We start from the raw sequence: 11755 nt of genomic DNA on the forward strand, positions 1-11755 counted from the left end.
ACACTTCCTGTGGCGCTGGCCAAGCTATGTGACACACCTGGATTCTACCGGGAACCAGTGAGGCCACCACCAGGGCCGAGCCCGACTCCCGGACCACGGTCCCGCCGGTCGGTTCTACTTGGCCTGCGGCGACTCCCCACCAACCTCCGCATGGCCGGATGCCGCGCGCTCGCAGCGTGCTTCGCCGGGCACGAAGCCGTTGCGTAGTCGCAAACGCAGTCCCATTCACTGGCGGTCATCCGCCCCCTGCCGCAGCGGGAAGGAGCACTTGCGGGAGCTGGTGACCAGCTACGACCCGGCGCTGCTGTGGTTCGACGGGGACTGGTTCCCCGAGCGGAACCCGCAGACCCTGACCGACTGGTGGAACGCCGCCGACGGACGCGACCTGTACGACTTCTGCCTCGGCCTCAAGCCGAACCTCGTCATCAACGAGCGGGTCAAGCGCGACACGGGGCTGGGTGACTACCTCTGCCCGGAGCAGACCGTTCCGGCCAGGCCGCTGCCCCGGCCGTGGGAGACCTGCCAGACGCTGAACGGCGCGTGGGGTTACGACTCCCGCAAGGAGGGCCAGTACAAGTCGGTCCGGACGTTGGTGCGGGAACTGGTGACGGTGGTCTCCCGCGATGGCAACTACCTGCTCAACATCGGCCCGCGCGGCGACGGTGTGGTGACCGCGGGGTCGGTCAACGCGCTGACCGGCATCGGCGCCTGGATGGGCACCTACGGCGACAGCATCCACGGCACCACCGGCAGCCCGTTCACGTCCGAGCCGACGTGGGGTCGTTACACCAAGAAGCTCGGCAAGCTGTTCGCCCACGTGGTCACCTGGCCCACCAGCCGTCAACTGGTGATCGGCTCGCTGACCAACGCCGTCAACCGGGTCTACCTGCTCGACAACCCCGGAACCTCACTTCCCTACACCAGGAGCAGCGGCGGTATCACCGTCACGCTGCCCGCGTCGGCGCCCAACGCGGACGTGTCCGTGGTCGTGGTGGAGGTCGTCGGCGAGCCCACGGCCGGCACCCCGTCGGGCACCACGTACCGGGCCGAGCACGGCGTGTTGGGCGGTGGTGCGAGCGTCGACTCCAACCACGCGGGGTTCACCGGGACGGGGTTCGTGAACCTCCCGGCCGGCGGTGGGTCGTTGCGGTTCGACAACGTCGATGGTGGTGCCGGGGGCAGCAGGACGGTGACGGTCCGGTTCGCGAACGGCAGCGGGAGCAGCCGCACCGGCCGGCTGGTGGTCAACGGTGTCGGTCGGGACATCACGACTCCGGCCACCGGTTCGTGGGCCACCTGGCAGACGATGTCGGTGACGGTGTCGTTGAACACCGGTGCCGGCAACACCATCCGCTTCGAGACCACCGGTCAGGACCTGGCCAACATCGACCACATCCTCGTCGCCCAGTGATCTCCACCCGCAGGTAACTGAAACGATTCAACGATTGGAGTGGGTCCAGTGAGACCTCCACGTCGCGCGAGCGCGTCCGCGGCAGCTGCACTGCTCGTCGTCCTGACCACCATGACGGCGATGCCGTCGGGGGCGGCTCCGTTGCCCGGCACCGGATCGCCGCTCGTGGCCGTCCAAGGCGCCGCCCAGGGTCTGAAGGCCCCGCCCGCGGTCGGGGCGGGGGCGGTGACGACGCGGTACGAGGCGGAGTCCGCACCCGCAGTGTGCGGTGGTGTCGTGGCGTCGAACCACGCCGGCTACTCCGGTGGCGGTTTCTGCGACACGACCAACGCCGTCGGTTCGGCCGTGCAGTTCACGATCAACTCGGCGGCGGCGGGTACCGCGACGGCGAGTGTCCGGTATGCCAACGGCGGTCCGGCGAGCCGGCCGGCGGACGTCGCGGTCAACGGCACGGTGGTGCAGTCCGGTTTCCCTTTCGAGGCCACCGGCGCGTGGACCACCTGGGCGACGAAGACGGTGACGGTCCAGCTGTCGGCGGGCGTCAACACCGTGCGGCTCGCCGCGACGATCGCCGACGGGTTGGCCAACATCGACTTCCTGGAGGCGGTCACGCCGGACGGGGGTGGTGGCGGGGACGGTCCGGTCGTGGTCCGGGGTACCACCCAGGGTCTGAACGGCCCGCTCGCGGTGGACAATCCCAGGCCTGAGTTGGCGTGGGGTGTGACGTCGGGCCGGGCCGGTGCCGCCGTCGCGGCGGCCGAGGTGGAGGTGCGTGACGCGGAACGGACGGCCGAGCCGATCTGGACCCACCGTGCCGAGGCCGCCGGTGTCGCCTCCGTGACCTACGGCGGGCCGCCGTTGGCCGCGAAGCACCGCTACACGTGGCGCGTGCGGGTGAGGGACGCCGCCGGTGACTGGAGCGTCTGGAGCCAGGACTTCCGATTCGGTACCGGGATGCTGGGCGACCAGGACTGGAACGGCGCGGCCTGGATCTCCCAACGGGACTGGGTGACGAGTCGAGGAGTACCCGCGCCCGGCGGCACGGTGCTCGGCCTTCCCCTGTTGCGCACGAACTTCTCCGTCACCAAGCCGGTCGCCAACGCGAGCCTCTACGTCTCCGGCCTCGGCGCGTACGCGGCGTCCGTCAACGGCAAACCGGCCGGCACCATCGTGCTCGGCTCCGGGTGGACCAAGTACGACAAGCTCAGTTATTACGACGGGATCGACGTCACGGCCGCGGTCCAGCAAGGCCAGAACGCCGTCGGTATCGCGCTCGGCCAGGGAACGTTCAACGGCCTGCACAACTGGACCACGGCCGAGAACCGCGGCGCCTGGGACGGCATCCTGCGCACAAGGGCACTGCTCCAGGTGACCTACACCGACGGCACAACGCAGTCCGTCCCCACCAGCACAGGTTGGGCCGCCGCACAGGGACCGTCCCTGCCCTTCGTCAACCCCGCCGTGCTCCCGGAGAAGGAGGGCTACGACGCACGGAAGGAGCAACCCGGCTGGAACACTCCGGCGTTCGACGCCAGCCGGTGGGCGCCGGCGGTGACCGTCGGCAACGGCACGGCACGCCTTCAGGCCAGTCCGATCGAGCCCTCACGCGTCGTCGGCGAGATCAGCCTCGGGAGTCCCTCCACCCCGGCCGCGGGGGTGTTCGTCTACAACGTCCGCCAGAACATCTCCGGCAACGCGCGCGTCACGGTCGACGTGCCGGCGGGCACGTCGGTCAGGATCCGGTACGCGGAGTCGCTCAGCAACGGACGCGCTGTGGTCGCGGGCAACCGCCCCCAGGACGACACCTTCATCAGCAAGGGTTCGGGACCGGCGACCTGGGCCCCGTCGTTCACCCACAAGGGTTTCCAGTACATCGAAGTCAGCGGCTTGCCGAGCGGCGCCCCGGCACCCCGGGTGACGGCCTTGCGCATCCACAACGACATCCAGAGCGTGGGTACCTTCGACTCGTCCAACGATGTGCTGAACTTCGTCCACAAGGCCGGCCGGGAAACGATCCTGAACAACTTCGTGCTCGCGGCACCCACCGACGGGTCCTACCTGGAGAAGTTGCCGTGGCTCGGCGACGGCGCTCTGATGGCCGACGCGACGATGCGCAACTTCGACGCCAAGACCCTCTACACCAAGTGGTACAACGACATCGCCGACAGCCTGCGCGGCAACGGCGACCTGCCCGCCTGGGCCCCGGTCCCGACCAAGGCGGCCGACCTGTCCAGCGCCGCGTGGGGCAACGCGTTCACCGAAGTGGCGACCCTGCTCCTGCGCGACCACGACGCCAAGCAGGCCGTCAACGCCCGTTACGGACAACTCAAGGCATACGCGGAGTTCGTGTCGTCCCAGACCACCAACCCCGTCGAGCTCTGGGGCGACTGGGTGTGCCCCGAGGGAGACAGCGCGTGCAACACCACAGCCGACAAGAGGCTGGTGGCGCGCGCCTACGTGTACCGGACACTCGACCAGTTCGCCGGCGTCGCCCAGCAGCTCGGCCATGCCGGCGACGCCACGACGTTCGCGAATCGCGCCGCCGCCGCGCGGACGGCGTTCAACACCGACTACTTCAGGTCGGGCACCTACCGGACGGCGAGCGGGGCCAGGTTCCTCCAGACCAACAACCTCCTCCCGGTCGCGTTCGGGATCACGCCCGAGGCGAACCGCCAAGCCGTGGTCAACGCCGTGGCCGCCGACGTCACGGCCCGCGGCGACCACCTCGGCACCGGCGTCCTGGGCACCAAGTGGCTGTTCCGCGTGCTCACCCAGTACGGGCATCTCGACACCGCCTACAAAGCCGCAACAAACCGCACCGCCCCCGGCTACGGCGCCTGGATGGCCGCCGGTGCCACCACCCTGTGGGAGGAGTGGACCACCACACGATCGAAGGGACACCCCTTCCTCGGCACAGCCGAGGACTGGATGCTCGCCGACATCGCCGGCCTCGCCCAAATCGGGAGCAACTCGACCAAGGTGGTCGTGAAGCCGCACGTACCGGCGAACCTCCAACGGGCCTCCACCTCGCTGCGGACCAACGGCGGCACAGCCTCATCGGGTTGGACGCTCACGAACGGCCAACTCACCCTCACCGTCGAGGTGCCGGTCAACCGGACAGGCACGATCCACGTGCCGGTCACGGGCGGCCAACGGGTGATCGCGCCGCCCGGCGCCGTCCCCGCAGGCTCGGAAGGCAACTACCGCCTCTTCACAGTGCCAAGCGGCCGCTACGTCTTCACGACGGCGAACGCCTGACCGGAGGTGCCAGGCAGGTGATCGGTGACGGGCTGAGGATCCTGGGACCGGCGATGTGAACGGTTGTCAGGTGCCGTTGCTCGACGCCGTCCCACCCGTCCGCTGACGGGTGGGACGGCGTCGAGCACGTCCCGGATAGGGCGTGCACGGTGGGCACGAGGGCTACCGGACGAGGTCGACTGACTTCCACTGCGACGAGCAGCTGGAGGCGAGGCCGCACCTCCAGTCGAGGTCCTGCTTGGCCAGGACGTTGCCGTAGCCGTTGAGCAGCCACGTCGACACCACACCGCTGGACGTGTCGTGCCAGACCACGTCCTGCGCGCCGTTGCCGTCGAGGTCGCCGACACCCATCGGGGACCACTGGTACGAGCAGCCGGAGGTGGCGTCGCACCTCCAGTCCACGGTCTGCTTGGCCAGGACGTTGCCGTAGTCGTTGAGCAGCCACGTCGACACCACGCCGGTCTGGTAGTTGAACCAGACGAGGTCCGTGCGGCCGTCGTTGTCCATGTCACCGGCCCCGATCGGGCTCTCGTACCAGGCGCAGGAAGGGAAGTCGCAGCGCCAGTCGAGGTCCTGCTTGGCGAGCACGTTGCCGTAGCCGTTCATGAGCCAGGCGGACACCACTCCGGACGTGGAGTTCCACCACAGCAGGTCCTCGTTGTCGTCACCGTTGAAGTCGCCCAGCGTGATGGGGCGCCACTGCGACGAGCACCCGGAGCCGCAGCGCCAGTCGACCCACTGGGTGCCCAGCACCGTGCCCGACCCGTCGGTCAGCCAGGTGGACACCTCACCGCTGCCCGCGTTGAACCAGGTCAGGTCCTGGTTGCCGTCGTTGTCGAGGTCGCCGGTCCCCACCGGGACCCAGGCGGTGGAACACCCGGAGGCGTACGAGCACGTCCAGTTCATCGACTGGGCGCCGAGAACGTTGCCGTGTCCGTTGAGCAGCCAGGTCGACACCTGACCGCTGCTCCTGTCGAACCACATCAGGTCCGTGGTCGCGTTCACCGCATTCGCGGTTCCGCTGAGCATGAGTGTCGTCAGGATTCCCGCGACCAGTACCCGTGTCAATTTCGTGAGCATTGTCTTCATGCGTGCCTTCCCCAGATCGGGATTTCCGATTGAATCGAGACGTTCGTACCGCCGGGCGAGAGGCCCTCGCCGAACGGTGTCGCGCTGGTGCGACGTCCGGCAAGCAGTCCGGACGCATTGCCGACCGGTGCCCGAAAAACCGCTGGTCAGTGTCGGTACGCTGAGCGGGCGAAGGTGTCCGGCACCGTCGGACACCTGCTGCGGACCGGGGAGGCCGAGTGGACGAGACACCGGACCCGCGCGCGGACTTCGCCCGCCGGTTGCGGGCATTGCGCGAAGCGGTGGGTCTTTCCATCCGCCAGCTGGAGATCGAAAGTGGGCGGACGCCGCGCCGCAGGAACGAAGAGCCGATTCGGCTCAAACGCAGCACGATCGCCGGAATGACCAGCCAGGTGCGCTCGGTCCGGCCGGAGCCGGCGAATTTCGAGGTGTTCATCGACACCTGCCTGCGTGTCGCCGCGGAACGGGACACCGCCCTTCCCGCCGCTCTCGGTGACCGCCCCGCGTGGGACGACGCCTACCGCGAGCTCCGCGAGCAACTCGACCGGCACCCCCGTCGCGCCGCACCCCGCGCCCCGGTGTCCGTCGCGCAACCGCGGCGCGTCGACCCGGTGCCTTCCCCGGAACCCGCACCTCCGGCGACCCGGCGTGAACCACTGCTCACCCGAAGGCAGCTCGTCCTCACGGCGTCGGTGGCGTTGACCCTCGGCGGCTTGGCCGCCCTGGCTCCCGGGTGGCTGCGCGGGAGCGGATTGGTGGACCCTGCCGCCGACGACGAGCACAGCCCTGATGGCTACAGCCCGGTCGGCAAGCTCCTCAGCCCGCCGGGAACCTCGGACAACCCGGTCTGGGCCGTCGCGATCGGCAGGCTGGACGGCGAGCCCGTCGCGGTCGTCGGGCGCGGTGACGGCACCGTGCAGCTGTGGAACCCGGTCACGGGCGTCGCGCGCACGGATCCGCTCGCCGGTCACGACAAGCCGGTGTACTCCATCGGGCTGGACGCCCCCCTCGCGGTGTCCGCCGGCGTCGACGGCACCCTGCGGGTGTGGGACCTGGCCGTCCACCCGCCGACGTGCACCCGCGTCGGTGAACAGCTCGCCGGCGGCCTCAACAGCGTCGCGCTCGTCGGCGTCGGCGGCCGGACCGCCGCCGTGTCCGCCGGTGACGACCACACGGTTCGGCTGTGGGACCCCACCGCACCCCGGCTGGTCGGCCGGGTGCTCGGCGAGCGGCTCGACTCCCAGGTCAAGAGCATCGCCGCCGGCAGCCTCGACGGTGTGCCGATCGCGGTGTCCGGCAGCGCGGACGGCACGGTCCGGCTGTGGGACCTGGAGGCGGGACGCGTCACACGGCTGCTGGGCGCGCACGAGGACACGGTCTGGACGGTCGCGATCGGCACGGTGGACCGCCGGACCATCGCGGTGTCAGGTAGTGACGACGGCGAGATCCGGACCTGGGACCTGACCGCGGAGGAGCCCACCGGCACCCGGTTGAGCCGGATCGCCAACGCGGTCAAGACCATCGCCATCGGCACGATCAACGGCCGGACGGTCGCCGTCTCCGGCAACGACGACGTGACCATCAGGGTCTGGGACCTGGCCACCGGACGTCCCTACGGCAACGGCCTCGCGGGCCCGGAGCAGGCTGCCGAAGCCATCGCCCTCAGCGGCGTCGGCGGCCGGACCGTGGTCGTCTCCGGGCATTGGGACGGCTCGATCTGGACCTGGAGCTTGTGAGTCGTGGTGAGTCGAGGGCGCGCGCCGAACGTCCTGAGTGGATGCTCTCGGCGAAGTGGGTTCCCATCACCCTTCGGTGGGTACTCGACCGGGTGACAAAGACGTGATCGGCAACTCTGTGAAGGGACATCACCCGTGGCTGTTTCGGTCAACTTGGACTCCCAGCTCGACAAGGCGTACGAGGGTCTGACCGTGTCCGAGGTCCTCGACGCGCCGGTCGCCGCGCTGTCCGGCGTCAGCGAGGGCGACGCGCAGAAGCTGGACGCCGCCTTCGGGATCAAGACCGTTCGCGACCTCGGTACCAGCAGGTACTTCACGCTCGCCGCGTCGCTGGTGGCCTTGGAAGGCGCCTCGAAGTAGGAGTTCGCGCCACCGCGGCGACCCACGCCCGGCGAAACGCCCTGGGAAGCGACGATGCGCTTCCCAGGGCGTTCCACCGGCAGGATCAGTTGCCGCCGTGCTGGACGGTGCCCTCCGACGCTTCCGGCCGGACCTGCTGCCCCTGTTCCCCTTCCACCGGCCCACCCGCGGGCGGCGTCGGCGCGCTCACGCACTCCGGCGCGTCGCCCTTGATCATCGCGGCGGCCAGGGCGACGCTGGTGGACGACTGCGTCGCCGCCAGCAGCAGCGTGTTGCCCGCGGGGATGCTGTCGGCGTCGAACGTCACCGAACCCGCGGTGGCATCACCACCGTCCACCGCCTCCATCTTCGAAGAGACACCCGTGCCCTGGCCACCGGTGTCGACCGGCAGGTCGCTCAGGTCGACGCACCCGTCGCGCATCGGGACCGCGACCGCTCGCACGCCCAGCCTGCGCAGTTCCTCGTTCGCGCCGGTCACGCCGGTGATGTCGGTGAGCGACACCGTCACCACGCCGTCGGCACCCTTGGTGACCGCGTAGGCGGCCGGGGCACCACCGGTGAGCAACGTGCCGGTCAGCGCGATCACACCCGCCACGCCCAACACCGACCCGCCGATGCCCAGCGTGCGGCCGACTCCGGGCCGCCCGGTCGCCGCGCGGTCCGGCACGCCGTCCAGCGCGGACCCGTGGTTGCGCATCAGATCGTCGAAGAGCTGGTCCTCGAACTTGGCCATCATCGTTCCATCCCTGTCGTCTTCCGCAGTTTCGCTCGGGCCCGGAACAGTCGGATGCGCACCGCGCCCGCCGAGACGCCCAAGGCCTCGGCGGCTTCCTTCGGGCGTAGGCCGCCAAGATCCACCAGCTCCACGACCTCGCGGTCGAGCCGGGGCAGTTCGGCCAGTCTGGCGAGCAGCGCGGCCCCCGCCTGCTCCGCGTCGATCCGATCGACCAGGTCCTCCACCGCGTCCGCGTCGAGCGCCCGCTGTCCGGCGATGCGCCGCGTGCTGTCGCTGCGCTGGCTGTGGGCCTCGCAGTGGCCGGCGAACACCCGGCTCGCGATGCCGATCAGCCAGGCCCGGGCGCTTCCCCTGGCCGGGTCGAAGGTGGCGAACGAGGTGATCGCGCGGACGAAGGTGTCCGCGGTCAGGTCGGCCACCGTCTGGGGGTCGGAGCTGCGCCGCGCGAAGTAGGCGGTGATCATGCCCACGTGCGCCCGGTAGACCTTCTCGAACTCGGCCGCGGCACCCGCTCGGTTGCCGGGCGGGGGGTGTTGGAGTGGCTCCACGTGGTCTGCCACCGCGTCTGCCATTGTGTCGCTCACACCACCTGGTTGCCGAGATCCCGCCATTGCGTTACGAGCTGTCGGCGGCGTGCTCACGCTCATCGCCACCGCGGCGGCCGGTGGACACGCGGGCAGGGACCCGCTGACCACCGCGAAAGCATAGGCACGGGTCACGGCAGGGGGTCGCGATCGATCGACCCAGGCCGCACCGATCAGGTCGGAACACGGATCAGGGATGCATCCGGGCGCCCTTGAGAACCTTGTCCACGGCGTTGCGCGGACCGTGCACACCGATCCCGACCAGGTCCAGGGCGTCGCCCGCCACCGCCCGCACCGCGGCCCGGTTGTCGCGGTCGTTGCCGGTGGCGAACAGGTCCGAGGTGAACACCGCGATCCGCATACCCCGGCCCACCGCCCTGGCGTGAGCGGCGGTCAGCGTCTCCTTCCCGCCCTGCAACACCAGCACCGGCTGGCGGAACATCGCGAGGTACTCGGTGTCGTCCGCGTCCCGGTACGGCTCGCCGATCAGCTCCGGCAGGGCCGCGGCGATGCCGCTCACCAGGAAGGCGGACACGTTCAGGCACTGCCACGGCAGCAGGTCGTCCCTCAGCAGCACTGCGATCTTGGTGTCGAAGCGTTCCACGGGACGGAAGTCTCACCGAGCCCGACCGCTCGGTCTTGTACGTTCTCAACGTGGAGCAGGTCCGCGCGTGGAGCCCGGCGATCGGCGGTGTCCGGGAGGTCTTCCACGCCCGGTTCACCGACCACGCCTACCCGGCGCACACCCACGACGCGTGGACGCTGCTGATCGTCGACACCGGTGCGGTGACCTACCGGCTCGACCGCCACGAGCACGGCACCCGCACCTCGCACGTGACCCTCCTGCCGCCGCACGTCCCGCACGACGGTCGTGCCACCACGCCCGACGGCTTCCACAAGCGCGTGCTGTACCTGGAGACCGACGTCCTCGGCGCGGACCTGGTCGGCTCGGCCGTGGACGCGCCCGAGCTGCACGACGGCCTGCTGCGCCACCGGATCGACCAGCTGCACCGGGCGCTCACCCCGTTCCAGGAGGACCTGGAGGTCGAGAGCAGGCTCGCGCTCGTCGTCGAACGGCTGCGGCACCACCTGGCCGATGTCCGACCGCTGCGCCGCCGCGACCCCGGTCTCGCCGCGCAGCTGCGCGACCTGCTGGACGCCAACGTCGTCGAGGGCGTCTCGCTCGCCGAGGCGGCCAGGGCGCTCCAGGCGCACCCGGTGCACCTGGTCCGCGTGTTCACCGGCACGTTCGGCATCCCGCCCCACCGGTACCTCACCGGTCGGCGGGTCGACCGGGCCCGCCGGTTGCTGCTCCTGGGCCACCGCCCCGCCGACGTGGCCCAGGCTGTCGGCTTCCACGACCAGGCCCACCTCGGTCGCCACTTCAAGCGCACGCTCGGCGTTCCGCCGGCCCGCTACGCGCGGAGCCGCTGACGTTCCCGGACCAGCACACCGCGAGCCGCCTGCCACCAGGGACGAGTGGTGGCCACCGCGCCGGTGCTGGTCCTCGCGCCCGGCGCGGCCTGGAGTCCCCGGTGGGGGAGAGACGTGAGGCTGGGCGGCTGAACGGCGACGCGCCGTCACCGGAGGCGCGCCTGGCGGGGCCGCAACGGTCCTCAGGAGACGGTCAGTGGGCGGTTCGGGTGAGGTCGAGCCTGATCACGACCTCGCCGTTGTCGATCTCTCCGGTGGGCTGGAAGCCGAGCCGCCGGTAGAAGGGCCAGGGTTCACCGTCGCCGGGTTGGTAGCTGGTGAGCAACTCGGTGGCGCCGTCCGCGCGGATGAGGTCCACCACGAGGCTCAGGGCCGCACGGCCGAACCCCCGCCCCTGGTGCCGGTCGTCGATCAGCAACCGCCACAGGTAGTACGGGCCGATGATGCCGACGCGGTCCGGTGGCACGTTCCAGCTCAGCATGACGAAGCCGACCGGTTGCCCGTCCGAGTAGATCGCCCGGAACCACGGCTCGGCCTCCGGTGTGGTGGCCGCGTCGTCCAACGACGCCGCCACCGAGGCGACGAAACGCTCCTGTCCCGGACGGATGCGCAACGCGCACACCGCGTCGCGGTTCTCGTCGGTGATCTCGCGCAACTGCACCTGTGGAGAAGTCATCGCCCCTTGTCCTCCGCCTGCCGGCCGACGGTCGGTCAACGGTAGCGGGAACGCGTGCGGTGCCGAGTCGGCTTCCGAATTGTCGGAGACCGAACTCGACGTGCGGCTGGGCGAAGCCGAAGCTTCACGATCCGCTGTCGCCGCGCATCGAGCGCCGGATCTCCTCCAGCTTGTCGATCCCCGCCTGCCTGCGCGCCTCGAACCGGTCCTCGACCTCCTTGGCCTCCGGGGCCGCACCGGCGAGTTCACCGGCGCCGATACCGGTCGCCACCCGGCCCTCGATCCGGTCCCGGACATGCTCGAAGGTCGGCACGCCGTTCTCGGTGTAGTCGCCGGCCGGCACCGCGGTGGGCGCCTCGTCCTCGACGACCTCGGCGTCGATCACCGGCTCCTGCTTCCCGTCCATCTCCCACTCCGTTCGCCGTCCCGACCCCGAGGCTACTTGGCGAGCACCGCCCGAGCCCCTTCCCG

General features: G+C 70.3%; 11 protein-coding genes. 5 read left to right on the top strand and 6 right to left on the bottom strand.

What is annotated here, in order from left to right; translation table 11 throughout:
• Nucleotides 1-199: 199 nt before the first annotated feature.
• Together AB0K14_RS25725 and AB0K14_RS25730 are read left to right on the top strand one after the other, a co-directional pair.
• A complete protein-coding gene (locus AB0K14_RS25725; RefSeq protein ID WP_360456191.1) occupies nucleotides 200-1411 on the top strand; it encodes an alpha-L-fucosidase in 1212 nt (403 codons plus the stop codon).
• Nucleotides 1412-1459: 48 nt separating this feature from the next.
• Nucleotides 1460-4669 (top strand): family 78 glycoside hydrolase catalytic domain, encoded by a 3210-nt coding sequence (locus AB0K14_RS25730; protein WP_360456194.1) that lies wholly within the window; start codon nucleotides 1460-1462, stop codon nucleotides 4667-4669.
• Between the two features lie 162 nt (nucleotides 4670-4831).
• Here AB0K14_RS25730 and AB0K14_RS25735 read toward each other — a convergent pair whose 3' ends face one another.
• On the bottom strand, nucleotides 4832-5674 hold the full coding sequence (locus AB0K14_RS25735; RefSeq protein WP_360459224.1) for a VCBS repeat-containing protein: 843 nt from the start codon (nucleotides 5672-5674) through the stop codon (nucleotides 4832-4834).
• A gap of 464 nt (nucleotides 5675-6138) precedes the next feature.
• Between AB0K14_RS25735 and AB0K14_RS25740 the strand changes: the two genes are divergently transcribed.
• Together AB0K14_RS25740 and AB0K14_RS25745 are read left to right on the top strand one after the other, a co-directional pair.
• The gene (locus AB0K14_RS25740) at nucleotides 6139-7494 is read left to right on the top strand and encodes a WD40 repeat domain-containing protein (protein WP_360459226.1); all 1356 of its coding nucleotides are present in this window, start codon (nucleotides 6139-6141) and stop codon (nucleotides 7492-7494) included.
• A gap of 135 nt (nucleotides 7495-7629) precedes the next feature.
• The gene (locus AB0K14_RS25745; protein WP_360459228.1) at nucleotides 7630-7854 is read left to right on the top strand and encodes a hypothetical protein; all 225 of its coding nucleotides are present in this window, start codon (nucleotides 7630-7632) and stop codon (nucleotides 7852-7854) included.
• An 85-nt stretch (nucleotides 7855-7939) separates the two neighbouring features.
• On the opposite strand, the gene AB0K14_RS25750 is transcribed toward AB0K14_RS25745, so the two are convergent.
• From AB0K14_RS25750 to AB0K14_RS25760, 3 genes are all read right to left on the bottom strand, one after another.
• Nucleotides 7940-8590 carry a hypothetical protein gene (locus AB0K14_RS25750; protein ID WP_360459230.1) on the bottom strand — a complete coding sequence of 217 codons (651 nt, stop codon included), beginning with the start codon at nucleotides 8588-8590 and terminating at the stop codon, nucleotides 7940-7942.
• Nucleotides 8587-9150, bottom strand: a complete 564-nt coding sequence (locus tag AB0K14_RS25755) for an RNA polymerase sigma factor (RefSeq protein ID WP_360459232.1) — start codon at nucleotides 9148-9150, stop codon at nucleotides 8587-8589. Before AB0K14_RS25755 ends, AB0K14_RS25750 begins: the two co-directional genes overlap by 4 nt.
• Nucleotides 9151-9364: 214 nt before the next feature.
• Entirely contained in the window at nucleotides 9365-9778 is a 414-nt protein-coding gene (locus AB0K14_RS25760; protein WP_360459234.1) for a DUF2000 domain-containing protein, read from the bottom strand.
• A 50-nt stretch (nucleotides 9779-9828) separates the two neighbouring features.
• On the opposite strand from AB0K14_RS25760, the gene AB0K14_RS25765 reads away from it, so the two are divergent.
• A complete protein-coding gene (locus tag AB0K14_RS25765; RefSeq protein ID WP_360459236.1) occupies nucleotides 9829-10608 on the top strand; it encodes an AraC family transcriptional regulator in 780 nt (259 codons plus the stop codon).
• A gap of 193 nt (nucleotides 10609-10801) precedes the next feature.
• On the opposite strand, the gene AB0K14_RS25770 is transcribed toward AB0K14_RS25765, so the two are convergent.
• Together AB0K14_RS25770 and AB0K14_RS25775 are read right to left on the bottom strand one after the other, a co-directional pair.
• Nucleotides 10802-11284, bottom strand: coding sequence for a GNAT family N-acetyltransferase (locus AB0K14_RS25770; protein WP_360459238.1), 483 nt, complete (start codon nucleotides 11282-11284; stop codon nucleotides 10802-10804).
• A 124-nt stretch (nucleotides 11285-11408) separates the two neighbouring features.
• On the bottom strand, nucleotides 11409-11690 hold the full coding sequence (locus tag AB0K14_RS25775; protein WP_360459240.1) for a hypothetical protein: 282 nt from the start codon (nucleotides 11688-11690) through the stop codon (nucleotides 11409-11411).
• Nucleotides 11691-11755 lie beyond the last annotated feature (65 nt).

The organism is Actinosynnema sp. NPDC050801, from assembly GCF_040673975.1.
In the GTDB taxonomy this organism is placed as follows: domain Bacteria; phylum Actinomycetota; class Actinomycetes; order Mycobacteriales; family Pseudonocardiaceae; genus Actinosynnema.